The sequence below is a fragment of the Segniliparus rugosus ATCC BAA-974 genome (genome assembly GCF_000185725.2).
Taxonomy (GTDB): domain Bacteria; phylum Actinomycetota; class Actinomycetes; order Mycobacteriales; family Mycobacteriaceae; genus Segniliparus; species Segniliparus rugosus.
This window is the reverse complement of the sequence record NZ_KI391953.1, coordinates 797,803-822,464: the sequence shown is the minus strand read 5'-3', so window position 1 is coordinate 822,464 and position 24,662 is coordinate 797,803. Positions and strand designations below refer to the sequence as shown.

At 68.9% G+C, this 24,662-nt stretch carries 28 protein-coding genes; 19 read left to right on the top strand and 9 right to left on the bottom strand.

Annotation, left to right across the window (positions count from 1 at the left end; genetic code table 11):
• The first annotated feature begins 131 nt into the window (after positions 1–131).
• The 9 genes from HMPREF9336_RS04010 (at position 132) to HMPREF9336_RS18285 (ending at position 7,304) form a co-directional block, all read left to right on the top strand.
• The gene (locus HMPREF9336_RS04010) at positions 132–1,193 is read left to right on the top strand and encodes a hypothetical protein (RefSeq protein WP_007469247.1); all 1,062 of its coding nucleotides are present in this window, start codon (positions 132–134) and stop codon (positions 1,191–1,193) included.
• A 59-nt stretch (positions 1,194–1,252) separates the two neighbouring features.
• A complete protein-coding gene (locus tag HMPREF9336_RS04005; RefSeq protein WP_425277258.1) occupies positions 1,253–2,218 on the top strand; it encodes an AAA family ATPase in 966 nt (321 codons plus the stop codon).
• A gap of 42 nt (positions 2,219–2,260) precedes the next feature.
• Positions 2,261–3,223, top strand: coding sequence for a DUF58 domain-containing protein (locus HMPREF9336_RS04000; RefSeq protein WP_007469243.1), 963 nt, complete (start codon positions 2,261–2,263; stop codon positions 3,221–3,223).
• Positions 3,213–3,695 carry a hypothetical protein gene (locus tag HMPREF9336_RS03995; protein WP_007469241.1) on the top strand — a complete coding sequence of 161 codons (483 nt, stop codon included), beginning with the start codon at positions 3,213–3,215 and terminating at the stop codon, positions 3,693–3,695. Before HMPREF9336_RS04000 ends, HMPREF9336_RS03995 begins: the two co-directional genes overlap by 11 nt.
• Positions 3,686–4,753, top strand: a complete 1,068-nt coding sequence (locus tag HMPREF9336_RS03990; RefSeq protein ID WP_007469239.1) for a hypothetical protein — start codon at positions 3,686–3,688, stop codon at positions 4,751–4,753. Before HMPREF9336_RS03995 ends, HMPREF9336_RS03990 begins: the two co-directional genes overlap by 10 nt.
• Positions 4,750–5,781, top strand: coding sequence for a vWA domain-containing protein (locus HMPREF9336_RS03985; protein ID WP_021030057.1), 1,032 nt, complete (start codon positions 4,750–4,752; stop codon positions 5,779–5,781). Before HMPREF9336_RS03990 ends, HMPREF9336_RS03985 begins: the two co-directional genes overlap by 4 nt.
• Complete coding sequence (locus HMPREF9336_RS03980; protein WP_007469233.1) at positions 5,778–6,845, top strand: tetratricopeptide repeat protein; 1,068 nt, start codon at positions 5,778–5,780, stop codon at positions 6,843–6,845. The genes HMPREF9336_RS03985 and HMPREF9336_RS03980 overlap by 4 nt, the downstream gene beginning before the upstream one ends.
• Before the next feature lie 69 nt (positions 6,846–6,914).
• Positions 6,915–7,142 (top strand): hypothetical protein, encoded by a 228-nt coding sequence (locus HMPREF9336_RS03975; RefSeq protein WP_007469231.1) that lies wholly within the window; start codon positions 6,915–6,917, stop codon positions 7,140–7,142.
• Between the two features lie 9 nt (positions 7,143–7,151).
• The gene (locus tag HMPREF9336_RS18285; RefSeq protein WP_021030056.1) at positions 7,152–7,304 is read left to right on the top strand and encodes a hypothetical protein; all 153 of its coding nucleotides are present in this window, start codon (positions 7,152–7,154) and stop codon (positions 7,302–7,304) included.
• Positions 7,305–7,310: 6 nt separating this feature from the next.
• Here HMPREF9336_RS18285 and HMPREF9336_RS03970 read toward each other — a convergent pair whose 3' ends face one another.
• Complete coding sequence (locus HMPREF9336_RS03970) at positions 7,311–7,643, bottom strand: hypothetical protein (RefSeq protein WP_007469229.1); 333 nt, start codon at positions 7,641–7,643, stop codon at positions 7,311–7,313.
• A 158-nt stretch (positions 7,644–7,801) separates the two neighbouring features.
• Here HMPREF9336_RS03970 and HMPREF9336_RS03965 point away from each other — a divergent pair, with 158 nt between their 5' ends.
• Positions 7,802–8,095 (top strand): hypothetical protein, encoded by a 294-nt coding sequence (locus tag HMPREF9336_RS03965; protein WP_244431586.1) that lies wholly within the window; start codon positions 7,802–7,804, stop codon positions 8,093–8,095.
• 40 nt (positions 8,096–8,135) lie between these two features.
• Positions 8,136–9,989 (top strand): hypothetical protein, encoded by a 1,854-nt coding sequence (locus HMPREF9336_RS03960; RefSeq protein WP_021030055.1) that lies wholly within the window; start codon positions 8,136–8,138, stop codon positions 9,987–9,989.
• A 73-nt stretch (positions 9,990–10,062) separates the two neighbouring features.
• On the opposite strand, the gene HMPREF9336_RS03955 is transcribed toward HMPREF9336_RS03960, so the two are convergent.
• From HMPREF9336_RS03955 to HMPREF9336_RS03930, 6 genes are all read right to left on the bottom strand, one after another.
• A complete protein-coding gene (locus HMPREF9336_RS03955; protein WP_007469226.1) occupies positions 10,063–11,163 on the bottom strand; it encodes an LLM class flavin-dependent oxidoreductase in 1,101 nt (366 codons plus the stop codon).
• Between the two features lie 70 nt (positions 11,164–11,233).
• On the bottom strand, positions 11,234–11,677 hold the full coding sequence (locus HMPREF9336_RS03950) for a nitroreductase family deazaflavin-dependent oxidoreductase (protein WP_007469224.1): 444 nt from the start codon (positions 11,675–11,677) through the stop codon (positions 11,234–11,236).
• 98 nt (positions 11,678–11,775) lie between these two features.
• Positions 11,776–12,720: an alpha/beta fold hydrolase gene (locus tag HMPREF9336_RS03945; protein ID WP_007469223.1), complete on the bottom strand. Its 945-nt coding sequence runs from the start codon at positions 12,718–12,720 to the stop codon at positions 11,776–11,778.
• A gap of 63 nt (positions 12,721–12,783) precedes the next feature.
• On the bottom strand, positions 12,784–13,725 hold the full coding sequence (locus HMPREF9336_RS03940; RefSeq protein ID WP_007469222.1) for an alpha/beta fold hydrolase: 942 nt from the start codon (positions 13,723–13,725) through the stop codon (positions 12,784–12,786).
• Positions 13,722–14,153 carry a LapA family protein gene (locus HMPREF9336_RS03935; RefSeq protein WP_007469221.1) on the bottom strand — a complete coding sequence of 144 codons (432 nt, stop codon included), beginning with the start codon at positions 14,151–14,153 and terminating at the stop codon, positions 13,722–13,724. Before HMPREF9336_RS03935 ends, HMPREF9336_RS03940 begins: the two co-directional genes overlap by 4 nt.
• Positions 14,143–14,541, bottom strand: coding sequence for a hypothetical protein (locus HMPREF9336_RS03930; RefSeq protein ID WP_007469220.1), 399 nt, complete (start codon positions 14,539–14,541; stop codon positions 14,143–14,145). The genes HMPREF9336_RS03935 and HMPREF9336_RS03930 overlap by 11 nt, the downstream gene beginning before the upstream one ends.
• A 94-nt stretch (positions 14,542–14,635) precedes the next feature.
• Here HMPREF9336_RS03930 and HMPREF9336_RS03925 point away from each other — a divergent pair, with 94 nt between their 5' ends.
• Both HMPREF9336_RS03925 and HMPREF9336_RS03920 read left to right on the top strand, forming a co-directional pair.
• Complete coding sequence (locus HMPREF9336_RS03925; RefSeq protein ID WP_007469219.1) at positions 14,636–16,168, top strand: NCS1 family nucleobase:cation symporter-1; 1,533 nt, start codon at positions 14,636–14,638, stop codon at positions 16,166–16,168.
• Positions 16,169–16,201: 33 nt separating this feature from the next.
• Positions 16,202–16,822: a TetR/AcrR family transcriptional regulator gene (locus tag HMPREF9336_RS03920; RefSeq protein WP_007469218.1), complete on the top strand. Its 621-nt coding sequence runs from the start codon at positions 16,202–16,204 to the stop codon at positions 16,820–16,822.
• 208 nt (positions 16,823–17,030) lie between these two features.
• On the opposite strand, the gene HMPREF9336_RS03915 is transcribed toward HMPREF9336_RS03920, so the two are convergent.
• Entirely contained in the window at positions 17,031–17,252 is a 222-nt protein-coding gene (locus HMPREF9336_RS03915) for a DUF3107 domain-containing protein (RefSeq protein ID WP_007469217.1), read from the bottom strand.
• A 124-nt stretch (positions 17,253–17,376) separates the two neighbouring features.
• Between HMPREF9336_RS03915 and HMPREF9336_RS03910 the strand changes: the two genes are divergently transcribed.
• Genes HMPREF9336_RS03910 through HMPREF9336_RS03900 form a run of 3 tightly spaced genes read left to right on the top strand, consistent with a single transcriptional unit; the run spans position 17,377 to position 20,216 of the window.
• Entirely contained in the window at positions 17,377–18,282 is a 906-nt protein-coding gene (locus HMPREF9336_RS03910) for an SDR family oxidoreductase (protein ID WP_007469216.1), read from the top strand.
• 17 nt (positions 18,283–18,299) lie between these two features.
• Positions 18,300–19,220: an SDR family oxidoreductase gene (locus HMPREF9336_RS03905; RefSeq protein ID WP_007469215.1), complete on the top strand. Its 921-nt coding sequence runs from the start codon at positions 18,300–18,302 to the stop codon at positions 19,218–19,220.
• 54 nt (positions 19,221–19,274) lie between these two features.
• Positions 19,275–20,216 (top strand): SDR family oxidoreductase, encoded by a 942-nt coding sequence (locus HMPREF9336_RS03900; protein WP_021030053.1) that lies wholly within the window; start codon positions 19,275–19,277, stop codon positions 20,214–20,216.
• A gap of 98 nt (positions 20,217–20,314) precedes the next feature.
• On the opposite strand, the gene HMPREF9336_RS03895 is transcribed toward HMPREF9336_RS03900, so the two are convergent.
• Positions 20,315–20,983 (bottom strand): ferritin-like fold-containing protein, encoded by a 669-nt coding sequence (locus tag HMPREF9336_RS03895; protein WP_040584611.1) that lies wholly within the window; start codon positions 20,981–20,983, stop codon positions 20,315–20,317.
• A gap of 146 nt (positions 20,984–21,129) precedes the next feature.
• On the opposite strand from HMPREF9336_RS03895, the gene HMPREF9336_RS03890 reads away from it, so the two are divergent.
• The 3 genes from HMPREF9336_RS03890 (at position 21,130) to HMPREF9336_RS03880 (ending at position 24,648) form a co-directional block, all read left to right on the top strand.
• The gene (locus HMPREF9336_RS03890) at positions 21,130–22,629 is read left to right on the top strand and encodes a DEAD/DEAH box helicase (RefSeq protein WP_040584610.1); all 1,500 of its coding nucleotides are present in this window, start codon (positions 21,130–21,132) and stop codon (positions 22,627–22,629) included.
• Between the two features lie 66 nt (positions 22,630–22,695).
• Positions 22,696–23,982 carry an Rv3212 family protein gene (locus HMPREF9336_RS03885; protein ID WP_007469210.1) on the top strand — a complete coding sequence of 429 codons (1,287 nt, stop codon included), beginning with the start codon at positions 22,696–22,698 and terminating at the stop codon, positions 23,980–23,982.
• 30 nt (positions 23,983–24,012) lie between these two features.
• The gene (locus tag HMPREF9336_RS03880; protein ID WP_007469209.1) at positions 24,013–24,648 is read left to right on the top strand and encodes an acid phosphatase; all 636 of its coding nucleotides are present in this window, start codon (positions 24,013–24,015) and stop codon (positions 24,646–24,648) included.
• Positions 24,649–24,662: the final 14 nt, after the last annotated feature.

Below are 24,662 nucleotides of genomic sequence, written 5' to 3'. Positions count from 1 at the left end.
CCGAGCCAGGCAAAACCCCCGCCGCATGCGCGGTGAGCTGCGGGGCTCCGTCCACGACGAGATTCTTCGGCCAACCTTCGTGTACCATCCAAATCACCACGGAGCCAGAGCAAAAAGGAGTGAGCGGAGCATTGTTTGACTCCCCCTTCCCGCCCTCCGACCAGTTCAGCCAGTTCGCCCCAGAGCCGCCGCCGGAACGGAGCCGACGCGCCCTCGCGCTCGCCCTCGCGGCAGCGGGTGCGATCGTGCTCATCGTCGCAGCGGTGTGGGCGATCAGCGTTTTCGCCATCGGCCCTGACACGCACAACACCCCGCAGACCGGCGGGAAAACCCCGGAGGAGGCCGTCCGGCTCTACTTCGACGCGCTGGCGCAGGACAACCCGGAGAAGGCGCTCTCCTTGGGGATCGATCAGCCCCCGAACAAGGAATTCCTCACCGCCGACGTCCTCAAGCGCCAGCAGGACCTGGCGAAGATCTCCGGGGCGCAGGTCCTCGGCTCGGCCCAGGGCAACGGCCCGGACACGGCGAACGTCTCGGTCTCGGTCATGTTCGGCGATGTGCAGTCCCAGGACACCCTGGTCGTGCGCAAGACGCCGGAGGGGTGGAAGCTCCCGCACGCCGCCATCGTCCTGCAGCCGAGCACGCCCACCGGCGGCGGACGCGCGTTGGAGTTCCTCACGCTGTTCGGCAAGCCGGCGGGCAACGTGAAGGCCATCGCCGTTTTCCCCGGCGCGCTCGAAGTCGGGTCGTTCAACAAGAACATCGCGCTCGCGCCGGAGCGGGACAAGGAGCTGCTCGGCCAGCTCTACCAAGGGTCCGACCCGAACTGGCTCATCAACGGCCAGCTCTCGCAGAACGGGCACGACACGATCATCCAAGCGCTGCACGACCGGCTCGAAGCCTGCGAGCAGTCGACCGCGCTGGTCCCGCAGAACTGCCCGAACAAGCTCAACAACAGCCAAGCCGCCCCGGACACCGCACACTGGGTCGAGACCGAGAACTACGACGACCAAGACCCCGACGTCGACCTCGACTTCAACTCCATGACCGCGAAGGTGACCGTGACCTTGCACTGGACCTTCTCGGTGCAACTGGTCAGCGGCGGCAACGGCAACGGCCAGTTCCCGACCGAGCCCCGCGACTTCACAGGTTCGGTCGACCTCGCCCGAGACCCATTGGAAGTCGTCTTTTGAGCGTCCCCCAGTACCGCCAAGCGGGAGTCAATTACCAGGCCGGGCCCGCCCCTGGGGAAATCGAGAGCAGCCTGCACGTCGTCAGCGCGCTGGCCAACGCGTTCGCCTCGAAGGTGGTGGGCCAGGAGAGCCTGCGCGAGACGCTGCTGCTCGGCTTGATCACCGGCGGCCACGTCCTTTTGGAGAGCGTGCCGGGTCTGGCGAAGACGACGGCGGCCAAGACGCTGGCGCAGGCGGTGCAGGCGCATTTCCAGCGCATCCAGTGCACGCCGGACCTGTTGCCCTCCGACATCATCGGCACCCAGCTCTACGACGGCTCGAAGGCGCAGTTCCACACCGTGCTCGGCCCGGTGCACGCGAACATCGTGCTGCTCGACGAGGTGAACCGGGCCTCGGCGAAGACCCAGTCGGCGATGCTCGAAGCGATGGAGGAGCGCCAGAGCACCATCGCGGGCAAGGTCTACAAGATCCCCGAGCCGTTCCTCGTCCTGGCCACCCAGAACCCGGTGGACCAGGAGGGCACCTACCCGCTGCCCGAGGCGCAGATGGACCGCTTCATGCTCAAAGAGGTCCTGGAGTACCCCACGCCGCAGGAGGAGGCCGAGGTCATCTTCCGGATCGAGGCCGGGGTCTACGAGGACAGCGCGCCGGTGCGCCCGGTCGCGACGTTGGACGACATCCTGCGCGTGCAGGCCGTGGTGAAGAAGATCCACATCGACCCGGCGGTCGTCCAGTACGTCACGCATATCGTCGCGGCCACGCGCACCCCGCACCAGTTCCTCCCGCCGCAGCTCGCCCGTCTCATCGAATGCGGGGCGAGTCCGAGGGCGACCATCGCCCTGTGCCGAGCGGCGCGGGCGTTCGCGCTGCTCAACCGCCGCGACCACGTGTTGCCCGACGACATCAAGGCGCTCGCGCACCGGGTGCTGCGCCACCGGCTCATGTTTGGCTTCGAGGCCGCCGCCGAGCAGGTCACCCCCGAGCTTGTCATCGACGCCATCCTCGGCGCGGTCCGGACGCCATGAGCGCGACGAGGAACATGCCGTGAGCGGATCGGGGGCGCGCTGATGGGGGCGTTGCTGCAGCGGGTCCGCGCGCAGGTGCTGGCCGGGCAGAAACTGGTCGGCCCCACCGGCAAGGCCCGCGCGCTCCTGGACGGCGGGCATCTCTCCCTCTTCCACGGCCGCAGCCAGGAGTTCGACGACCTGCGCCCGTACGTGCCCGGCGACGACGTGCGCGACATCGACTGGAAAGCCACCGCCCGCAGCGCTCCCCCGCAGGCGGGCGGTCCCCCCAACCTCTTGGTGAAGCGCTTCGTCTCGTTGCGCCAGCACAAAGTCCTCCTCGTCGTGGACGTGAGCCGGTCCATGTCCGCCCTCGCCCCCTCCGGGGAGACGAAACGGGACGTGGCGGTGAACGCCATGGGCATGATGGGCCTGGTCAGCATCGCGAAGGGGGACGAGATCAGCCTCGTCTACGGGGACGCGCGGGGATCGGCCCGCATGCCGCCCGGCCGGGGCGAGACGCACGTCGAGCGCATCCTCGCCCGCGTGGCCGGGCACGACCTCGACCACGCCGCGCGCGACAGCCTCGCCGTCCAGCTCGCGTACGTTGAGCGCAATTTCCGCAAACGCTACGTCGTCTTCCTCGTCTCCGGCGAGCCGAGCGTGGGAGAGCGCTGCCCGGCGCAGGACGGGCTGGCCGAGCAGTTGCGCCGAGTGGCGGCGGGGCACGATCTGTATTGGATCATCGTGCGCGACGCGCCGATCCTCTCGGATCCGGCTGCCCCATTGCCGGGCGGCTGGGGCTCGAGCGTCGGCTACGACGTGGAGACGGGGAAAGTGCTGCTGCGCGAGGAGGCGCTCGGGCGCAAAGTGCTCGCCGCCTACCGCCAGGCCGAGGAGCGCAGGGAAGCAGCGCTCGCCGACTTCCTTGCCGCCTGCGGCGTGCGCGCCGCCCGCGTGGAAGGCACCTGGCAGCTGCGCAAAGAGGTCACGACGCTGTTGCGCCGGAGCGGCCATGGAGGCTGAAGAGTTCGAGCGGCTCCGCCTGGTGCTGCCCCCGGTGCCGTACTCCACGCTGTGGTTGGCGCTGGCCGTCGTGCTGGCGGTCGTCGCGGTCGGCTGGGTCGTCGGGCTTTTCGTGTGGACGCTGCCTATCGAGCGGCTGCGGCGCACGCCGGTGCTGCGCGACATCACGTTGCGGCTGCTCAAGCGTAAGTTCTCCCGCTCCATCGACGCCACGGTCTCGCTCTACCAGCGCGGCCAGCTCTCCAGCCGCGCCGCCCACGGCGCGGTCAGCCGCGCCTTGCGGCTGTTCGTGCAGCTGTGGACGGGGGAGCCTGCCTCGCGGATGGTGCTCGCGGAATTCGCCGAAAGCCACATCGCCGAGGCCGCCGCCGCCCTCGAAGCGCTCTACCCCGGGCAATTCGCCCCTCAGGAGCAGCCAGACGTCGCCCGCTCGGCGCGAGCGGCCAAGGAGGTCCTCGCGGCATGGCGGTGAAATGGGATCTGGTCCTGAACGTCGGCAGGGGGCTGCTCCTCGCGGTCGTGCTGGCCGCCGCGCTCCTGCCGATGCGGCGGGGCGCGGGTAAAACCCTGCGCCCGCTGGCCCATGTGGAGCGGCTCACCGAACTGCCCGAGTACGCCCGCGCCGTGCGGATCCAGCGCGCCCTCGTGATCGCGACCGCCGTCGCGGTCCTCGCGACGCTGGGCTGCGCCCTCTACGCCGCCGCCCGGCCGCTCGAAGTCGAACGGTCGGGCAACGCCGGCCGCGAGCATCCCGACGACGTGATGCTCTGCGTCGCGCTGCCGGCCACCAATCCCGTTGCCGCCGCCTTCTTGGCCTATTACCAGAAGCGGGCGGAGGCGTTCACCAGCCAACGCATCGGCCTGACCTCGCAAACCTTGCGGGTGATGCCGCTGACGGCGGACCACGCGTTCGCGAGCGGCCAGCTCGGCAGGTTCGCCGGGCTCGCGAAGCTCTCGGCGGCGGCGGCCGAGGGCAAACAGCTCACCGAGCAGGAGACGAAAACCCTCGCCGACGGGCAAGACGCCTTCTCGCGCACCGTCCGCTACTCCGACTACCAGCCGAACTTCATCGACACCTTGGCCAGCTGCGTCATCGGCTTCCCCGACCACGCCAGCCCCTCCGGGCGGCGGCGCTCGGTCGTCTATCTCGGCCCGACCGACGAGCGGCCCGCCTCCGGGACGCGAACCGCCTACTCCTCCGGCGGGCTCGCCCAGCTCGTGCAGGAGGCGAAAGCCCAGATCAACATCGTGCAAGTGGCTCCTGGAGCCGGGCAGGGAACCCAGCCGCAAGGCGTCGCGAAAACGGAGACCGAGGTTTCCGGCGGGAAATTCTTCGCGTTCTCCGACTCCGCCGACCCCGCCTCGGTGGCGGGCGCGCTCGACCAGATCCGGGCGCACCGCCCCGCGCTGACCGAAGGAGCAGAGCCGGAGCCGCCCGAGCGCGAAGTGGACGACCCCACGCTGGTCCTCGCCCTCGCCATCGGCTTCGCGACGGTCCTCTCGCTGTGTTTGGCGGTGATCCGCCGATGAGCCCTGCCGTCGTGGCGCTCCTGGCCCTCCTGGTCCTCGGGCTGCGGGTCTTCACCCTCTACCACCTCTCGGTGCGCAAATCCGGGCGGCAGCTCACCGGCGTGCTGCTGCGCTGGGGCGGGCTCACCCTCGCGATCGTCTGCGTCTTCGTCGCGGCGCTGCGCCCCGGCGAAGACCACGTCCACCAGGAGCCGTCGAAGACCCCGCCCGTCGCCGCGCCCTCCGACGTCCCCAAGCTCAATATCTTCCTGCTGGTGGACCGCTCGCCCAATTCCTGGGTGGACGACTTCGGCCCCAAACGCGAATACCGCATGGCCGGGATCCGCGCGGACCTCAAAGCCATCGTGCACCAGTTCCCGCACGCGAACTTCAGCGTCCTCGCGTTCGGCTCCACCGCCCGAGTGGACTGGCCGCTGTCCGCCGACACCTGGAGCTTGGAGGCCTTCCTCGAGAACTATTCCGCGTTCCAGGCCAGCCCCGACGCGCTCGACCGCGCCGACCCCACCGCCGCAAGCGGCCTCTTGGACCAGGGGCTGCAAGTCGCCCGCCAGCAGTACCCCCGCTCCCAGAACCTGGTCTTCTACCTGGGCGAAGGGCGGCGCGGCTCGGCGGCCGCGCCCGGCTCCTTCGCGCCAGGACCCGGCCTGGTCTCCGGCGGCGCGGTGCTCGGCTACGGCAGCCCGGCGGGCGGGCAGGTGCCCGTCCGCTGGGGGGACGACGGGCACATGATCTACGTCCAGGGCCCAGACGGGCCGCTGGTCGTCCCGCCAGACGAAGGCGAGCTGCGCAGGATCGCCAAACAGCTGTCCGTGCCCTATTCGCACCGCAGCCCCGGCGACCCCATCGCGGCGGTGGTCCCCGTCCTCGCCGAGGGCTCCCCGGCGGCTTCCGGCCAAACGAGGAGCCAATGGGTCGAGCGCGCGGAGTACTACTGGGTGTTCGCGATGATCGCCTCGGCCCTTCTCGCCGTCGAGGCGTTCCTCCTCATCCGGGAGATCCGTAGGGACCAGCTCGGAGGCGCGCCATGATCCGACGGACCGCCGAATCGGCATGGCGGTATTTCGCCCTCGGCCCCAGCCGCACGCGGCTGCGCAGACGGCTGCTCGCCCTCTCCGCGCCGCTCGTCGCGCTCCTGCTGCTCGCCTCCGGCTACTTGTTCTGGGCGTACGCCGCAGGACGGGAGGCACTGGCCCTCTTCGACCGCCAGGACGTGCCCGGACTGCACGACACAGCCCGGAGCCTCTTGGACTACAACGAAGTCGAGCCGTGGAAAGCGCACTTCGCCGAGGGGGACGCGTACGTCTTGGAAGGGCGCTTGCCCGACGCGGAACGGGAATTCGACCGGGCAGTCGCGCTCGCCGACGACGAGGGCTGCCCGGCGCGGATCAACCTCGTCGTCGTGCTCGAGAACCTCGCCGACGAGCGGACCAGAGCGGGCGGCCTCGCCGAAGCCCGAGCCAAAATCGCCAAAGCCCAAGAGACCATGCGCGCCGCCCCGGCCGGCTGCTTCGCGCCGAAACCAAGCCCAGAGGTCAACAGCGAGGATCTGCGCCTGTTCGCCGAAGCCTCGTCCCGGCTCGCCGCCAAAGCCGACCAGCTCGCCCACGGCGACTTGCGCTACGACGCGCGCGCCGCCGCCTACCGCTACGCCCCCGGCGAAGGCCCCGGCAAACTCGAAATCCCGCCCGGCCCCGGCCCCTGTCCGCAGACCAACGATCCCGAGCAGACCGCCTGCATCCGGGACAAAGACAAACCCCCGCCCCCGCCGGACTCCGAAGCCGCAGAGCAGCAAGGCTCCTCCGGCTCCGGAGCCGGATCGCCCCCGCGCGGGGACGAAGCCCCGCCTCCCGACGCAGCGCCGCAGTCCGGAGGCGGCGCGTCCGCGCCGCGCGGATCTGGCTCCTCGGACGGGTCGTCCCCGCCCGGCCAAAGCTCCGACGGCGGAGCCGACGACATCGGCCCCGACCGGCTCCCCGCCCCCGGGGTCGGCCCCGTCCAGCACCGGCTCAGCCCGCAAAGCGGCGGCGACCCCGCCGACAAACTCAAACAAGCGCAGGCCGACGCCAACGGCTCCGGCCAAGACCGGGAGTGAGGCCGCGCCTGCCGGTCTTGGCGCGGATCGGCAGAAGGCGCTTGCTGAAACGGGTGATATTCTGCCTCCATGGGCGAGCTGAACCAGACTGTGAGCTTGGAGGTCGAAAGGCATCTGGCCAGGCTCCAGCGCACGCGGGCCGATGCTGCGCAAGCTCTCGGGGTGAGCCCGGAGACCATGGCCGACCTGCTGGGGAACCGTCGCGTCTGGCAGGTGGACGAGGTCGATAAAGTCGCCGAATGGCTCGAAATCAACCCCAAGGACCTGTTTTTCCCCCAGCGCGCCGACGAGCGCTAGGCCGCCGCCATGGGGACTGTATCGCTCTGGCAATGGGCCGTGGCAGGGACTTGTTTCCTGATCATGATGGCCGCAATCGCGCTCGTCGTGTTCGTCCTGGTCAAAAACTCGCAGAAGAATGCGGACACCCCGCCGCCTCCCCCGCCTCCCCAAGGGCGGTAGGCTCGCTCATTCGTCGTCGTCGCGAGCGTGCCGGAAGGACCGGGTGTCCGGGTCTTCGCGCACCACGCGCGTGACGGGCCCCTCCGCGACAAGCTCCTCCCGCTCGACATGGCCGAACACGCTGGCCCCTTGCCACACCGCCTCGGCCTTGCGCGCTCGCGCCTGCGCCTTCAGCTCCTCCGCGCTCGGCTCGCGGGCGTTCTTCGTCGCGGCCTCCGCGTGAAGCGCGTCCTGCTTGGCCTTCCGTTCCGCCATCGATTTCTGGAACGCCTGGAACGTTTGCTCGTTCTTCTTGAGAGCAGATTGCGCCATGTTGTACAGCACGTCTGCGGGCTGCATGACTTTTCCCTTCCTCTCGCGCCAGCGCGCCCGTGAGAAGACGGAGCCCCGCGCTACTATGTGGAGTATAGTGCGTCGCCAAGGAGACGGGCGGCCCGCTGGGGCGGGAAGCCAGCCGCCGTCGGCTGGGTCTGCGGGAAGGAGCAAGCATGGCGAACATGGCCAACCCTGACGGAGTGCGCCGCTCGGGGCAAGACTTCCACGGTTTCTCCGAGCAGGCGCACGCCATCGCGGAACGGCTCAAAGACCTCCAGATGGCGAAGGCCATGGGGGCGGCTTTCGCGGAGGAGGCCGAAGCCATGCAGCGGGGCCTCGACAAAGTGCACGTGCCCTTCCAGCATCACGGCGAGTACAACGCCGCGCTCGGCGCGGCGCTCGGCGGAGCGGTCGACGCCTACCAGGGAGCCGACGAGGCCAATCGGCGCAGTATCGATTCGACGCAAGTCTCCTAGCGAGACCACACAAGACATTGCCTGATCGGGAGAGTGCGGCATGACCAATGAGCCAAGCGGGGCCAATCTGGGGGCGGAAGTCCTCACCGACATGCGCTACGACGCGTGGGGCTGCGACCCTTTCGACATGCTTGACGCGTACATCGCGAGCCGAGCCGGCGAGCACAAGGCGGGGATCAACAAACTCGGGGTGAGGTGGGACGAGCAGTACGACTTGCCCCCCGGCGGGTACAAGCAACAGTACGGGCTCGAAAAAGACATCGACCTCGGCATGATCCGATCCGACGCGAACAGGATCCTCCAAGCGGGCAACGACCAAGAAGCGCTCGAACAGCTCCGCGTGGAAGCCATGAAAAACTTGAAGGAGCACTGGGACGACTCGGCGGCGGACTCCACCCACACGAATTTCGACGCGAACCGCGAAACGGTCATCACGAACACGGAGGCGGCGAAGGCCAACGCGAAGGGCATCCTCCAGGTGGCCGACAGCATCCAAAAGCTCCTCGCGGACAAACAGCGGATCACGAAAGAGACGCTGACCAAACTGCTCGACTCCATCAAGCAGAACGCGCAGGATTTCGACAAGAAGTGCGAATCCGCGGCGAAGAACGTCTGCGACACCAGCCCGGACGCGTACCGCGCCGAATCCGCCGAATGGATGGTCACAAGCCAGCGCAACGACGGCAAAGGGAAAATCCTGACGGATCTGCTCAACGACCAAGGCGCGATCCGGAACCACATCTTCCAACCGGGGCCCGACGACGACCCTTCCGCCAAAGACCGCATGCGGAAGATCTACTGGGACGGCGGCCCGCCAACGACCTACCGCTGGGATATCGCGTCGTCCTTCGACAGATATCTGAACGGGGAAGAGCTGACGCGGCTCAAAGAGCAAGTCGGGGAAAGGCTCGACGAACCCGGCGGGCACAGCCGCAAATACTACGTCGAGAACAAGGGCGGGAGCGAATACCAGATCTGGGAGCGCGAGCACGTCGTCGAGGACATGCAGCATGTCATGGGCTTCCTCGACGCGGCGTGCCAGCAACTGCTCCAGATCAACCACGACACGAAAAAGCACATCTCGGAGCAGTACGCGGTCATGGCAGGCTATCTCGACGACATCAACACGGTGAAACCAGCGATGCCCGGCGACCCCGGCTCCAGCGCGCAGCCCTCGGGGGCCTCGGAAGCCCGAGGCGGCGCGGCGGGCGCAAGCGGGGGCGCTGGCGGCGGGGGCTCGGCGGGGGCCGAGGAGAACGGTCCGTCGAGCGTGTCGGAGCCGTCTTCTGAAACGGACGCGTCCAGCGGCATGCCGGGCGGCGCGGACGGGCCGGGGTCCGGCGGCGGGGGCGGGGACCCCGGTTCGGCGCTCGGCTCGGTCGGGCAGGCGCTCGGCTCGGCAGGCCAGTCCCTTGGGCAAGCGGCGAGCGGCTTCGGCTCGGCGCTCGGCGGCGGCCTGCAAGGGCTGATGGGCAGCCTCGGGCAGATCATCCAAGCCGCCGTGCAAGCAGCGGAGCAGCATACGCAGCAAGGACAAGCAGACGACGCGGAAAACGAGGACGAGCAAGACGCGAGCGGAGGCGAGGACCGCAGCGAAGCCGACGGGCAAGACGAAGGATCGGCCGAGGCCGCCGACGCGCAAGACGGCGGGCCGAAGTCCGGCGAAGCTCCCCCAGGCGGACGACACGCCGCCCCCGTCCCTCCTGCCGCCCACGCGGCTCCGCCCGCCGCCACAGTCCCGGCTGGCATGGGCCGCGCCCCCGCCGCGCAGGCCAACGCCGACAGCGCGCGCAAACAAAGCGATAACAACCACGGCGACTTCGAAGTGCAGGCCGAAGTCCAGCAAGTCGGACCCAACGCGGGCAATCAGGGCCATATCACCGGATTCGAATAAGCGAGCTCCGCAAGCCTCGCGCACGGGCACGACGGATCGAGGCGCGGCCTCGGAGCCCGGCTCCCCTGCCCGGTCAGCCTTCGACGGTCAAGCCCTTGGCCCTGCCTTGGTCGGCCGGCCCCCAGAGCGTGGTCTTCACTTCGCGTTTGACCAGGGGGATGACTTCTTCGGCGAACCGGCGCAGCACGTCGTGCTGCTGCTCGACGTCGAGGACGTGGTTCACCGAGACCGATTGCAGGACATGGCCGAAGCTCTCGTGGTAGTCGAGGATCTTCTCGGCCACGCGTTCGGGGGAGCCGACGAGGGCGGGGCCGCGCCGGACGGCTTCTTCGACGGTCTCGAAGTCGAGGGTTTTGCCAAGGACGCGCCGTCCGCCTTGGCGCTTGAGCACTTGGGCCACTTGGCCTTCGTAGAAAGGCCGGTATTGCTCGACGGCCTGCTCGGTGGTGTCCGCGAGGAAGAGGCCGCCGGAACCCGCCCCGACGTAGCACGCGGCGGGGTCGTGCCCCGCCGCGTCGTAAAGCTCCCGGTACCGGTCGATGAGGACTTTGTAGTTCTCCCGAGGCTGCAGGGCGTTGGCGGAGACGATGGGGTCGCCCCATTTGGCGGCGAGCTCGACCGCGAAGGCGGAGGTGGCGGAGCCGTGCCAGATCCGGAAAGGCCCGGCGTAGGGCCGGGGCAGCGTGGTGGCGTCGCGGAGTTCGGCGCGATGCTGGCCCTGCCAGTCCACATGCTCTTCGCGCAGGAGCCTGCGCAAAAGCTCGTAGTTCTCGGCCAGGTACTCGTATTGTTTGTCGATGTCCTTGCCGACCAGCGGGTACTGCAGAGCCTCGTTGCCTTTGCCGATGACGATCTCCAGCCGCCCCCGGCTGAGATTGTCGATGGTGGCGTAATCCTCCGCGACGCGGACGGGGTCGTGCAAAGAGAGCACGGTGACGCCGGTGGAGAGGAGGATGCGGCTGGTCTGCGCGGCGATGGCCCCGAGGATGACGGCGGGCGAGGAAGAGAGCACGTCGCCCGCGTGTCGCTCCCCCACGGCGAAGGAGTCAAAGCCAAGCTCTTCGGCGAGCACGGCGGCCTCGACGACTCGGCCCAGCCGGTCGGCGGGCGGGACCACCGCGCCGGTCACCGGGTTCGGGGGGTTGAAGACGATGTCGAGGACCTGGAACCGCATGCCCAAAGTTTAGCTGCGAAAACACGCCCGAGTGGGGTGGAAACCGGAGCCCTCGCCCGGCCGCTTCGGCTCAGCCCCGACGCGGCTCGCCGTCGGTGAAGTCGATGCGCACGGTGACGGGCGCGGTCCCGTACGAGGCTATCCTCGGGCCGAACGTGGAGGCTTGGCGGACGCGGGCGCGGATGTCGTCGTCCGGCACGAATGAGGCCACACCGGCGCGCCAGCGTTTTCCTTGCTGGATGCGCACGTTGGGGTTGGCGGAGATGTTCGAGCCCCACCCGGACAGGGTGCCGTGCCCGCAGATGACCCAGGCTCCGGTCTCGTCGAAGATCGGCGAGACCGGCACGCGCCGCAGCTGGCCCGTCTTGCGGCCGATGGTCTCCAGCTCGGCGACCTGCGAGGTGGGCACCAGGCCGAGCTTCGCGAAGAACCGCGCGGACGGGTTCAACGCGTACCGGCCGACAGCCCGGATCACCCGGAACATCCGCCTGGCGTTGGCTGTGTGCTGCTCCATGTCAAAGCGCCTTTCCCTGCTGAGCTTCCTATGGCGCGGCAGCGCGCCACAGACTTATGTCATACAGCATACACAGCTCGGCGGGAGCCGTCGAGCCCTCAGACGGCCCGCGCGAAGTTCGCGGCCAACTCTCCGACCACGAGGCCCCAGACCTGTTCGGGCAGCGTGTGGCCCATGCCCTCGACGATCTTCAGGCGCGCGCCGGGAATGGTCCTTGCCAGGTCTTTGCCGCAGGCGGGGCGAATGAGCGGGTCCGAGTCGCCGTGGATCACCACGGTGGGCCGGGCGATGCGCCTCGCGCGCGGCACGAGGGTGCCGGTGCCCAAAACGCCGTCGAGCTGCCGGGCCGCGCCGCCCGCGTCGCCTTTGCCCCGGTCGAGCATCGCGCCGAGTTCGACGCGCAACGCCGCCTCGTCCATGGGGATCTTCGCGGTGAGGGTCCGATAGACCCCGACCAGCCGGTCGATGGACTGCTCCCTGGTCTCTTTCTCCGGAGGCCGGGTCAAAAGGACCGGCAGGCCCTTCAGCGTGGCGGGTATGACGAAATTGCGCAGGGGCGAGGTGAAGATCGCCCCGAGGCTGAGCACCCGCTCGGCGTGGTCGGCGGCGAGGATCTGGGCGATCATCCCGCCCATCGAGGCTCCCACGACGTGCGCGCGCTCGATCCCGAGATGGTCGAGCAACGCCGTCGCGTCGTGCGCGAGGTCGGTGAGGTCGTAGTTCGGGGCGGTCCCCGGCAATCCGACGAAGGCGCGCGCCATACTGGTCAGGAGCGGCCTCGGCTTCTTGCCCCAGAATTTGGTGGACTCGCCGATGTCCCGGTTGTCGAACCGGATCACCCGGAAGCCTTCTGCGGCGATCCGCTCGCAGAAGCCGGCTGGCCAGCCCAGCATCTGCGTGCTCCACCCCATGACCAGCAGGACCGAGGGGTCCGTTTCGGAGCCGAACTCCTCGTAGCACAGCTCGACAGGCCCGCCTCGAGCCCGCTCATTGCGGGCGAATCCGGCGCGACGGGGAATAGTCGGGGAGGTTTCTGAGGTCATATTCGCATTATGCCCGCGCTCGGATCCGGAGTCTCGCCCAGGACCGGCCCCGACGGATCCGCCCTACGCCGCCCGCGCGAAGTTCGCCGCCAGCTCCTCGATGAAGAAGTCCCACAGTCCGAACGGCAACGTGTGCCCCATGCCTTCGACCACGTTGAGCTTGGCCCCTGGGATGAGCCGGGCGAGGGATTGGCCGCAGGCCACCCGCACAAGCGGATCGTCGTCGCCGTGGATGATCACGGTGGGGCGGTCGATGGACGCGGCCGCTTCGGCCAGGCTGCCGGTGCCGAGGATCGCGTCGAACTGGCGCTCGGGCCCATCTCGGTCCGGGTAGCGGTCCCACATCACCTCGAACTCGGAGCGCAGCCATGCCGTCTCCGCGGGGTAGTTCCGGCCCGCGAGCCGCTGATAGCCCCGGACGAAACGGTCCGCCGCCTGTTCCTTCGTCGGCGATTTCAGCTGCTTCTCCGCCGCGCTCGCCAGCATCCTCGGGCCGAGCGGGATGGAGAAGCGCTCGTTCGCGCAGGTGAAGAAGAGCCCGAGGCTCAGCACCCGCTGAGCTTGCTCGGCGGCGAGCAGCTGGGCGATCATCCCGCCCATCGAGGCTCCCACGACGTGCGCGCGCTCGACTTCGAGGCTGTCGAGCACCGCCGCCGCGTCGCCCGCCATGTCGCGCAGGCTGTAGGGCTTCGCGCTGGGCAGGCCGAGGAAATAGCGCAGGGCGCGGATCGGGAGCGTCGCCGACGGCTGTCCTCCGGCGAGCTTGGTGGAGAGCCCGACGTCCCGGTTGTCGAACCGCACCACGTGGAATCCGCGCTGCGCCAGCTGCTCGCAGAATCCGCTCGGCCAGAGCAGCATCTGCCCGCCCAAGCCCATGACCAGCAGGACCGTCGGGTTCGCCGGGGAGCCGAACTCCTCGTAGCACAGCTCCACCGGAGGTTTGCCGGGCCGCTCGTTGCGCGCGAAGCCGCCGCGCCGGGGAACGGCCTCCGGTGCCGCCGTCATCCCTTGTGGCTCTTGCGCGCCGCGCGCCACACTTGGAACATGCGGGCGGCTCCGACCAGGGCGGTGCCGAGCACCCCGATGATCGCCGCGGCCAAAAGGAGCACGCCGAGCGGCAGCGAGACGTCCCAGCTGAGGAAGACGACCTTGGTCGGCTCCCCGTTCTGCACGATGAAGATCAGCAGCACGATCAGCAGCAAGGTGCCGAGGATGATGGCGGTCCACGTGGCCCCCGTGCGGGTGTGCTTGACCGCGTCCAGGTGCTCGACGCCCGAACCCTTCTTCGCGGGCTTGCCTTTGTCCTCGGCGAAAGCCGGCGGCGCGGAGTCCTTGGCGGGTGGCGGCAAGCTCGACGGAGCCTGCGCGCTCGGCGGGGCCGGAGAGACCGGAGCAATCGGGTCGACAGCGGGATCTGCGGGTTCAGTGCTCACAAGAGCTATCTTTGTGCATGTTGGCGCATCTGACAAGCCCTGCGCCGCACGAAAACCGGCCGCAGCCGGCCCAGGCCCCTCTCGCCCGCGCGAGCGTCTTGCCGTTGGGGAAATAAGCGTCCTGCCAGCCAGAGCCCGTTTCGGCGAGAACGCTGGTCTGGACCGGATCGCGCCAGCAGCCGCCCGAGCCCCCGCCGGGCAGCACAAACCCTCCTTGCGTGAGCAACAACACGATGTCGAGGCCCAAGAACCTCGGCGGCCCCTCGGAGCGCCCGATCCGGGGGAAGAGCACGCCGATCACTTGGACCATGCCCTGCCACGCCCGCGACTCGCTGTCGCTGAGCCAACGCACATGGTCAAGATCGTCGATCCAATCCCTGCGTCTCACCAGCCCAATTGCCAGAGCAGGCCGCCAGCGAGAGCTTGTCCGCTCGTTTCGCCCGCGCAATGAGCAGGCAACATCTTCCCGATAGCTTCTGCGGATGACCGCCGTACTCAACGAGGAGCCGACCGTCCCCGCCGACCCCGTGCGCGACCCCCGGCTGACGAACGAGGACTTGGCCCCGGCCCAGCGGCAGGACTGGGGCGTGTACAACTTCGTCGCGTTCTGGATGACCGACATCCACAGCGTCGCCGGGTACACCACGGCGGGCAGCCTGTTCGCCCTCGGGCTCGCGGGCTGGCAAGTGTTCGTCGCCCTGATCGCCGCCGTCTCGATCGCCTACGTCCTCGCGAACTTGGTGGCCGAGCCCAGCCAGCGCACCGGGGCCCCCTACCCCGTCGTCTGCCGGCTCTCCTTCGGCGTGCTCGGCGCGAACATCCCGGCGATTTTGCGCGGGATCAACGCCGTGGCCTGGTATGGGATGCAGACCTACCTCGCCGCGAACGCGGTGGCGCTGGTCCTGGTCAAACTGTTCCGGGGCCTGGTCCCCTACGCCGACGCGAGCGCGCACGGCTTCCTCGGCCTCTCCGCAGTGGGCTGGGCGACGTTCATGGGGGTCTGGACCGCCCAGGCCCTGATCTTCTGGCACGGGATGGATTTCATCCGCGCGTTCGTCGACTGGGCGGGGCCCGCCGTCTACGTCGTCATGATCGTCCTCTGCGGCTGGCTGCTCTACCAGGCGGGCTGGGGCGCGGTGCGTCTCGACCTGAGCGAGGGCGACGGCCATGGCGGCTCGGAGGCGAGGACCGGGGCCGAAACGCTGTGCGCCATGGTCGGCGCGGTCGGGCTCGTGGTGTCCTACTTCGGCGGGCCGGTGCTCAACTTCGGCGACTTCGCGAAATACGGCAAGTCCATGAAGGTCATCCGCACGTCCGGGCTCTTCGGCCTCCCGGTGAACTTCCTGTTCTTCTCGCTGCTCGTCGTGGCGACGGCCTCGCTCACCGCCCCGGTGTTCGGGGAGCTGGTGGTCGACCCGAACGAGGTGGTCGTGCGGATCCCGAACTCGACGGCCATGGTCGTCGGGGTGCTGACGATCCTCGTCGCGACCATCGGCATCAATATCGTCGCGAACTTCGTCTCCCCCGCCTTCGACTTCTCGAACGCGTGCCCGCAGCGCATCAGCTGGCTCGGCGGCGGCATGATCGCGGCGGTCGCCTCCGTGTTCATCGCGCCGTGGAAACTGATCGAGAACCCCGCCGCCATCCATGACACCCTCGAAACCCTCGGAGCCTTCCTCGGAGCGCTCTACGGCGTGCTCGTGGTCGACTACTACCTGGTGCGCAGGCGGCGGATCGTCGCTGACGACCTCTACAGCATGGCCGAGAACGGGAGCTACTGGTACACGCGCGGGTGCAACCTCAAAGCGGTCGCGGCCACCGCGTTCGGCGGAGCCGTCGCGGTGGCCTGCGTGCTCGTCGGCGGTCCGGGATCGCCGCTGGCCCTGCACACGCTCGCGCAGTGCAGCTGGTTCGTGGGGGCCGCGCTCGCGGGGCTCGCCTATTGGCTCATCGCGCGGAGCCCCGCCAAGGCGCAGAAAACGCCCATCGTGACCAATCGTACTCCGCAGAATTAACCCTGAGCCGCAACTATTCGGTATTGTCAATGGATGACCGCGCAAACCGCCACGCCCCGTCCGGCCGGCAGGGGGCGTCTCGCTAAGTTAGACCGGCGCAAACTTTTGCTGGACGCGGCGAACGAAGTCTTCGCGGAGCATGGTTTCCACAAAGCCTCGGTCGAGGAGATCGCCGAACGCGCCGGAGTCAGCAAACCGGTGCTCTACCAGCACTTCCCCTCGAAGCTCGAACTGTATCTGACCGTGCTGGACCAGCATGTCGAAGAGCTCATGCTCCGCGTGCGCCAGGCGCTGCGCGCCAGCACGAACAACCATGACCGGCTGGTCGAGGCGGTGCGGGTCTTCTTCGACGTGATCGACACCAACACGCGGGGCTACCGGCTGCTCTTCTCCACCGACCTCGTCCAGGCCGAGGTGCGCACGCGGATCATGAAAGCGACCGACGCCTGCGTGGACGCGGTGTTCGACCTCGTCCGCCAAGACTCCGGCCTCGACCTGTACCACGCGCGCATGATCGCGGTGAACCTCGTCGGCCTCATCCACGTCAGCGCGCAGCACTGGCAGGACAACGGCAAGCCGATCCCCAAAGAAGAGGCGATTATGGCCACCGTCGCCTTCGCCTGGGGCGGCCTGGCCCGAGTGCCCAAGCTCTGAGTCGGCGATTCCCCCACGAGACGCCCTTCAGGGCCGCGCGCGGCCCTATCGCGTCAGCCGCAAAACACCCGCCGCAAAACCGCCCGACCAAGACGGCTTCCGATTCCTGGGGATCCTGCGCGGACGCGCCGCAAGACCGCAGGCGAAGACATGCGCCAACGGCGAGGGACGGGCGGTCGCACGAGGAGCCGCGCAGGCGCGGGAAAAGCTAGCTGGAGAAGCCCACGCGGCGCGGATCCGAGGAACCGATCTCCACGTAGGAGATGCGGCTGGCGGGGATCAGGTACTGGCGCTCTTTGGAGTCCACCAGGGAGAGCACCGAGTCGTCGGCGAGCGCGGACGAGATGAGCTGGGCGATTTCGGTCGCCGACTGCGCGCTGTCGATAGTCAGTTCACGCGGGCTGTGCACGATGCCGATCTTCACGTCCACCGGTTCTCCAAACTCTTGGGGGCTCTCCAATTAAGGGTTCGCCCGCCAGCCTATCCCACGAAGGCCGCGTCCGAACGCGCAACTGTCTACGCTGAGCGCGAACGCCCCCGCTACATTTGTCGCCATGACAGATGACACTCGCGCGCTCGGCTTGAGAGGCCGCACGCTCTTTCGCAGAAGCGTGGACCTCGTCACCGGATGGGGCAACCATCCCGCTCCCGCCAGAGGCATGCGCCGAGCGCGGAAAGACCCTTCCTACGGGGTTCCGCTCCAAGGCAGGCGCGTGCTCGTCACCGGCTCCTCCTCCGGCATCGGCGAGGCCGCCGCGCACCAGCTCGGCAAGCTCGGCACCCATGTGATCCTGGTCGCCCGGCGCGCGGAAGAACTCGAAAGCGTGGCCAAGCAGATCCGCGCCGAAGGCGGACGGGCCGACGCGATCCCCTGCGACCTTCGCGACCTGGAAGCCATCGACGCGCTCGTCGCCGAGGTCGTCGCCAAGCACGGCGGCGTGGACATCCTCGTCAACAACGCGGGCCACTCCATCCGCCGCCGCCTGACCGAGCAGCTGGAGCGCTGGCACGACATCGAGCGGGTCATGCAGATCAACTACTTCGGCGCGGTGCGTCTGATCAGGGGATTCCTCCCCGGCATGCTGGAGCGCCGCAGCGGGCACATCATCAACGTCGCGACTGCGGCGGTCCTCTCCGAGGGCGCGCCGAAGTTCGGCGGGTACGTGTCCGCGAAAGCCGCGATCTCGACCATGGGCCGCAACATCAACATGGAGCTGCGGCACAAAGGGGTGAGCGCGTCGACGCTGTACTACCCGCTCGTGCGGACGCCGATGATCACGCCGACCGAGGAATACGGCGAAGTTCCCGTGCTCACCGCGGATCAGGCCGCCGAATGGATCGTGCTGGCCGCGCGGACCCGGCCCAGCCGGATCGTGCCGCGAGGCCTCATCCTCTCCCCTGGATTCACCGCCCTGTTCCCCGAGCTGAGCGAGAAGGTCATCGGCTCGCAAGCGCGGTGATCCACCGGCCCGCTACAATGCTACTCGTGAGTAACATAGCCGCCCCCGCCTCCACGAGGAGGCGCAGCGCGCTCAAGCGGGCCCTGCGCGCGCGGGATCTTTGGTTCATCCAGGCCGCGAACGGCAAAGAGCTGCGCAAGGCGCGCAAAGACCCGTCCTACGGCGTCCCGCTCCGAGGCAAGCGCGTGCTGGTCACCGGGGCCTCCTCCGGCATCGGCGAGGCCGCCGCGCGCGAATTCGGCAGGCTCGGCGCGAAAGTCATCGTGGTCGCCAGACGGCGAGAAGAGCTCGAAGCCGTCGCCGCGTCGATCCGCGCCGAAGGCGGCGAGGCCGAGGCCATCACGTGCGACCTGCGCGATTTCGAAGCCGTGGACAAGCTCGCCGAGATGGTCGTCGCCCGGTTCGGCGGCGTCGACGTCCTCGTCAACAACGCGGGCCACTCCATCCGCAGGCCCGCCGCCGAGTCCCTGGAGCGCTGGCACGACTTCGAGCGCATCATGCAGATCAACTTCTTCGCCCCGCTGCGCCTGACCAGGGGCCTGCTCCCCGGCATGCTCGAACGCGGCGACGGGCATGTCATCAACGTCGCCAGCCTGGCCGTGGTCAACCAAGTCGCGCCCTATTTCGCGGCGTACGCGGCGGCGAAGGCGGCCCTCTCGATCGCCACTCGGATCATGGGCTTCGAACTGCGCCGCAACGGCGTGCACTTCAGCGCCCTGTGCTACCCGCTGGTGCGCACCGACATGATCGCGCCGACCGGAGAATACGACCGTATTGCCACCCTCTCGCCCGAGGAGGCCGCCGAATGGATGACGCTCGCCGCGCGGGTCCGGCCCATCCGGATCATCCCCCGGTTCTCCGGAACCCTCGCCTTCTTCAACGCCGTTTCCCCGAAGCGGGTGGACTACTTCTTCCGCAAATCCGGCATCCGCTTCTAGGCCAACGCCCCGCGCGCCGTCGCGCCAAAAACATCACGGATAGGATAGCGCACTATGAGTAACGACGTTATCGCCCAAACGCCCCCAGCACGAGGCGGAGTCCCGACCGAGCCGAAACCACGCGGGCTCGCGGCGAAGGCCAACCACTTCTTCGGGCGGCTCGGCCTGCACGCCGCGACGACGAGGAACATGCGCAAAGCCCGCAAAGACCCGTCCTACGGCATTCCCGTGCGCGGTAAGCGAGTGCTCATCACCGGCTCCTCCTCCGGCATCGGCGAAGCCGCCGCGTACCGGTTCGGGAAGCTCGGAGCGCATGTGATCCTGGTCGCCCGGCGCGCGGAAGAACTCGCGGCGGTCGCCGAGCGGATCCGCTCGGCCGGCGGGCAGGCGGACTTCTACCCCTGCGACCTTCGCGACCTCGACGCGCTCGATGCCCTGGTCGCCGAGGTCATCGCCAAGCACGGCGGCGTGGACGTCCTGATCAACAACGCCGGGCACTCCATCCGCCGCCGCACGGTCGAGCAGCTGGAGCGCTGGCACGACGTCGAGCGGACCATGCAGATCAACTACTTCTCCGCGATGCGGCTGATCCGGGGCTTTTTGCCGGGAATGGCCGAACGCGGCGACGGGCATATCGTCAGCGTCGCCAGCTGGGGCGTCGTCCACGAGGTGAATCCGCTCTTCGCGCCCTACATCGCGTCGAAGTCCGCGCTCGCCCAGGTGACAAGGACCATCGGCACCGAGCTGCTGAACAAGGGCATCCACGGCACCACCTTGTACTTCCCGCTGGTGCGCACCCCCATGATCGCCCCGACCGAGGAGTACAACAACATCCCGGCCCTCACCTCCGACGAGGCCGCCGAGTGGATGACGCTCGCCGTCCGCGTCCGTCCCGTCCGCGTGGTCTCCAAAGTCTCCTGGTGGATCGGCCTCTTCAACGCGATCCTGCCGCAGCAGGTGAACAAGGTGATCATGCGCGAAGCCAGGAGGCGATGAGCGGCGCAGAAGCCCGGCCCGCCCGCAAGCCGCCCGCCAAACCCGACGACGCGATCAACCGCTTCGGGCCGCGCCCCTCGGGGGACTAGCTCGGGGGACTAGGCCGGATCGGCGAGGCCGAGAGCCTTGATCCGCTCCTCGTGCCGCTCGGTCACTTCGTCGAAGAGCTGGGCGATCCGGTTCAAACTTCCCGAGCTCTCCAGCAGCAGGTCGGCGAGTTCTTCCCGGCTGGCCAGCACGGTCTGCGCCTGCGCGATGGCCTCGCCGAGCAGGCGGCGGGCCCAGAGGGCGAGGCGGGAGCGCTCTTTCGGGCTCGCCAAGACGGCTTCGCGCACCGGATCGACCACGAACTGCGCGTGCGAGCGGTCCGAGAGCACCTCTTTGACGACCGTCGCGATGTCGGGGGGCAGTCCGTCCGCGATCTCGAGGTAGAAGTCCGCCGCGAGCCCCTCGCCGACGTAGAACTTCACCAAAGCCTCCAGCCACGTGCTCGGGGTGGTCCTGGTGTGGAACATGTCGAGCACCGGCTGGAACGGGGTCATCTCCTGGAAGACGTCGTCGCCCCTCGCGGCGAGCGCCTCGCGCAGCGTCTCGAAATGCTGGAACTGCGCGGCCCCCATCCGGGCGATCGCCGCTTTCCCCTCCAGGGTGGGCGCGAGCGCCGCATCCTCGGCCAATCGGTAGTAAGCGGCGAGCTCGCCGTACGCGAGCACCGCGAGGAACTCTGGAACACCGTGCCATTGGGTCGCTGCGGGGGTCTGGTCCACAGCCCCAGTGTACCTATAGCCATGTATACTGGGCTCGCGCGTCGCAGGTAGGACGGGAGCTGGGGCGAGCGCCGCCATATTCGAACGGGCTCCGTTCGAGTGGCACTGTACGCGCGCCTCGTCGGGCGCGCCCGACGAGGAGAAACATCATCACAACAGATATTGGACCAAGCTTCGCCGACCTCGGCGTGCACCCTGAAATCGTCGCCTCGCTCGCCGAAGCGGGCAAGCACAACGCTTTCGCCATCCAAGAGCAGGCTTTGCCGCTGGCCCTTGGCGGCCACGACCTGATCGGCCAGGCCCGCACCGGCATGGGCAAGACCCTCGCGTTCGGCGTTCCGCTGCTCCAGCGAGTGGCAGAAGCCCAGGCCGAGGACTCCCCCCGCGCCCTGGTTGTCGTGCCGACCCGCGAGCTGTGCCTGCAGGTCACCAATGATCTGGCCGAGGCTTCCAAGCAGCTCAAACTGGCGGACGGCCGCCCGACCCGGATCGTCTCCCTGTACGGCGGCAGGCCGTACGAGGGCCAGATCGCCACCTTGCAGAAAGGCGTGGACGTGGTCGTCGGCACGCCCGGCAGGCTGCTCGACCTGTGGTCGCGCGGGGATCTGAAACTCAACGCGATCCGCATGCTGGTGCTCGACGAGGCGGACGAGATGCTCGACCTCGGCTTCCTCCCCGACGTGGAGAAGATCATGGCGAAGCTGCCCACCGGCAAGCAGACCATGCTGTTCTCCGCGACCATCCCCGGCCCGGTCCTCACCTTGGCCCGGACGTTCATGACCCAGCCGACGCACATCCGCGCCGAGGGCGGCGACCTCGCCCCGGTGCACGAGCGGACCACCCAGCACGTCTACCGCGCGCACGCGCTCAACAAGGACGAGCTGGTCTCCCGCTTCCTGCAGGCCGAGGGCCGGGGGACCACCATGATCTTCACCCGGACCAAGCGCAGCGCGGGCAAACTCGCCGAAGAGCTCACCCTGCGCGGGTTCAACGCGGGGTCGCTGCACGGCGACATGAGCCAAGGCGCGCGGGAAGAGGCGCTCTCCGGATTCCGCAAGGGCAAGATCGAGATCCTCGTCTGCACCGACGTCGCCGCCCGAGGCATCGACATCGACGGGATCACCCACGTCATCAACTACACCTGCCCCGAGGACGAGAAGGTGTACGTGCACCGGATCGGCCGCACCGGGCGCGCGGGGCGGACCGGCAACGCGATCACGCTGGTGGACTGGGAAGACCTGCCCCGCTGGGAGTACATCAACACCGCGCTCGGCTTGGCGTTCGCCGACCCGCCGGAGACGTACTCGAACTCCCCGCACATCTACACCGACCTCGGCATCCCCGAAGGCGCGACCGGCAGGGTCGGCTCGGCGGCCCGCCCGAAGGCCGAGCGCCAGGACCGGGGCGAGCGGCCCTCCCGCAGGGGCGACTCCCCCGCCCGGCCACCTCGGGACCGCCAGCGCACCCGCCGCCGGGGCGGCTCGGGCGCGCAAGGCGGCGAGACCGAGGGCGCCAGCGCTCCGACAGCCGCCTCGGAAGGAGCCTCGTCCGCCGCTGCGGAGGGAGCAGCGAACGGAGCTGCCCAGAAACCCCGGCGGCGACGGCGCAGGCGCAGCGGCTCGGCGGCGAAACCCGCCGCCGAGTAACCGCCCGCTGAGCGTCGCTTGTATGGGAAACCCCTTATGAGAAGGCCCGTCTTCTGGCGCGACTGTGTGATCGCGACCTCGCTCGCGCTGACGGTCCTCGTCGTCGCGGCGGTTCTGTGGTGGCGCGCCCCGGACCGGCAGGCGGTCTCCCGGACCGCGTCCCGCCCCGCCCCGGCTCCGCGCAGCGCGACCGACGTGCCCGAAGGCTTCCAGCTCGCCTGGTCGAAACCGGACGGCGCGGGCACGTACCCCATGGTGGTCGGCGGCACGCTGGTCACCGCCGACGGCGGCGTCCTGACCGGCTGGGAGGTCGCGACGGGGAAAGAGCTCTGGCGCTACGCCCAGCCCGCCCCGATCTGCGCCGCGACCGTTGCTTGGGGCAAGGTCTACGCGGTCTACCGGGAGCAACGCGGCTGCTCCCTGGTCGTGAGCCTCGACGCGACGACCGGGGCGCGGGCCAAGCAGCTGCACGCCGACGCCCGAAGCAGCGCCGCCGACCAGCGGGTCCGGCTCATCACGACGGTCCCGTCCGAAGGGGCGGCCCCGCAAGACGATTCGGAGTCCTCCGACTCCCAGTGGTACTCCCATATGATCCTCGCGGTCGGCCCCCGGCGGGTCGAGCTGTGGCACGAAGACCTCCTGCGCAGCGTGGAGTACGGCTACGTCGCCACCCCGTTCGAGCCCAAGCAGCAACCCCACCCCGGTTGCGCGCTCCGCTCGGCGGGAATCGGGGAAGAGACGTTCGCGGTCTTGGAGCGCTGCCCCCGCGACACCGCGCTCCGGCTCTCCTTCCTGAAGATCACGCCGAAGAAAGACACCAAGCCCGAGCAGACCTATTCCGCCGTGATCCCGCAGCTCGGCTCTTCCAAAGACGTGCGGCTGCTCGCGGTGCGCGGCAGCCGGGCGGACCTGTACGTCCCCGCCTCGGACAGCGACGGGGCGAAAATCCTCGAAGTGGACGGCCGGGGCGTGGTCGAGAAGAGCTTCGATCTGAGCCTGCCGGTCACCAACCCGGACACCCGGCCCTGGCGGACGACCCCCGATCTGATCACTTGGTGGACCGGAGCCGGGGTCGTCGGCATCTCCCCGCTCCATCTGAGCCCGCTCTTCCAGATCCCCGACCTCGTCGGCCCGGTGACGGAAATGGCGCACCAGCTGATCGCGCCGACCGCGACCGGGATCGCCGTCCTCGACGCGAGCACCGGCGCGAAACTCCGCGAGATCGCGACCGAGGGCGCGGGGCCGTCGCAGGCCGGGGCCCGGCTCGCGGTGTGCGGCTCCACCGTGCTCCGCCAGCAGGACGGCCGCGTGCTCGCGTACGCCCCGACCGGAAGAGACCCCCGCCCTCGCTGACCTTCCAGGGCGATACTGCAAGATAGTCCGATGGCTCCGAAGCATCGACTCGTGCTCATCCGACACGGCGAGACCGAATGGTCGCGGAACGGCAGACACACCAGCGTCACCGACCTGCCCCTGCTCTCGGTCGGGCAGACCCAGGCGCAAGGGCTGAAGGGGCCGCTCGAGCAGCTGCAACTGCACGATCCGCTGGTCTACTCCAGCCCTCGCAAGAGGGCGCTGCAAACCGCGGAGCTCGCCGGGCTCACCGTCAACGAGACGTGGAACGACCTCGCCGAGTGGAACTACGGCGAGTACGAGGGCTTCACCACCCAGCAGATCCAGATGATGGAGCCGAACTGGTCGGTGTGGACGCATCCCTCCCCGGACGGGGAGAGCGAAGAGGACGTGCTGCACCGGGCGGACCGGGTGATCCGCGAAGCCGTGCCGAGGCTGGCGCACCACGACGTCGTGCTGGTCGGCCACGGGCACTTCAGCAGGGCGCTCATCGTCCGCTGGCTCGAGCAGCCGCTGGTGCTGGGCCGCCGGTTCGCCTTCCCCGCAGCTTCGATCACCGTGCTCGGCCACGAGCACGACATCCGCGTCGTCGAGGGCCTCGGCATCCGCAGCGCCCCCTCGGGCTACTTCGACGGGGCTGGGCTCCCCGTCGCCCCTCTCGCGTGAGCTCCTGGGTCTAG

What these genes read in the sequence shown, in the direction of transcription:
- HMPREF9336_RS03920 (WP_007469218.1), top strand. Translation starts at nt 16,202, where the DNA reads ATGACCGCGCAAACCGCCACGCCCCGTCCGGCCGGCAGGGGGCGTCTC.
- HMPREF9336_RS03960 (WP_021030055.1), top strand. Translation starts at nt 8,136, where the DNA reads ATGACCAATGAGCCAAGCGGGGCCAATCTGGGGGCGGAAGTCCTCACC.
- HMPREF9336_RS18285 (WP_021030056.1), top strand. Translation starts at nt 7,152, where the DNA reads ATGGGGACTGTATCGCTCTGGCAATGGGCCGTGGCAGGGACTTGTTTC.
- HMPREF9336_RS04000 (WP_007469243.1), top strand. Translation starts at nt 2,261, where the DNA reads ATGGGGGCGTTGCTGCAGCGGGTCCGCGCGCAGGTGCTGGCCGGGCAG.
- HMPREF9336_RS03910 (WP_007469216.1), top strand. Translation starts at nt 17,377, where the DNA reads ATGACAGATGACACTCGCGCGCTCGGCTTGAGAGGCCGCACGCTCTTT.
- HMPREF9336_RS03950 (WP_007469224.1), bottom strand. Translation starts at nt 11,677, where the DNA reads ATGGAGCAGCACACAGCCAACGCCAGGCGGATGTTCCGGGTGATCCGG.
- HMPREF9336_RS03985 (WP_021030057.1), top strand. Translation starts at nt 4,750, where the DNA reads ATGAGCCCTGCCGTCGTGGCGCTCCTGGCCCTCCTGGTCCTCGGGCTG.
- HMPREF9336_RS03955 (WP_007469226.1), bottom strand. Translation starts at nt 11,163, where the DNA reads ATGCGGTTCCAGGTCCTCGACATCGTCTTCAACCCCCCGAACCCGGTG.
- HMPREF9336_RS03990 (WP_007469239.1), top strand. Translation starts at nt 3,686, where the DNA reads ATGGCGGTGAAATGGGATCTGGTCCTGAACGTCGGCAGGGGGCTGCTC.
- HMPREF9336_RS03975 (WP_007469231.1), top strand. Translation starts at nt 6,915, where the DNA reads ATGGGCGAGCTGAACCAGACTGTGAGCTTGGAGGTCGAAAGGCATCTG.
- HMPREF9336_RS03980 (WP_007469233.1), top strand. Translation starts at nt 5,778, where the DNA reads ATGATCCGACGGACCGCCGAATCGGCATGGCGGTATTTCGCCCTCGGC.
- HMPREF9336_RS03970 (WP_007469229.1), bottom strand. Translation starts at nt 7,643, where the DNA reads ATGCAGCCCGCAGACGTGCTGTACAACATGGCGCAATCTGCTCTCAAG.
- HMPREF9336_RS03925 (WP_007469219.1), top strand. Translation starts at nt 14,636, where the DNA reads ATGACCGCCGTACTCAACGAGGAGCCGACCGTCCCCGCCGACCCCGTG.
- HMPREF9336_RS03940 (WP_007469222.1), bottom strand. Translation starts at nt 13,725, where the DNA reads ATGACGGCGGCACCGGAGGCCGTTCCCCGGCGCGGCGGCTTCGCGCGC.
- HMPREF9336_RS03880 (WP_007469209.1), top strand. Translation starts at nt 24,013, where the DNA reads ATGGCTCCGAAGCATCGACTCGTGCTCATCCGACACGGCGAGACCGAA.
- HMPREF9336_RS03905 (WP_007469215.1), top strand. Translation starts at nt 18,300, where the DNA reads ATGCTACTCGTGAGTAACATAGCCGCCCCCGCCTCCACGAGGAGGCGC.
- HMPREF9336_RS03965 (WP_244431586.1), top strand. Translation starts at nt 7,802, where the DNA reads ATGGCCAACCCTGACGGAGTGCGCCGCTCGGGGCAAGACTTCCACGGT.
- HMPREF9336_RS03995 (WP_007469241.1), top strand. Translation starts at nt 3,213, where the DNA reads ATGGAGGCTGAAGAGTTCGAGCGGCTCCGCCTGGTGCTGCCCCCGGTG.
- HMPREF9336_RS03945 (WP_007469223.1), bottom strand. Translation starts at nt 12,720, where the DNA reads ATGACCTCAGAAACCTCCCCGACTATTCCCCGTCGCGCCGGATTCGCC.
- HMPREF9336_RS03900 (WP_021030053.1), top strand. Translation starts at nt 19,275, where the DNA reads ATGAGTAACGACGTTATCGCCCAAACGCCCCCAGCACGAGGCGGAGTC.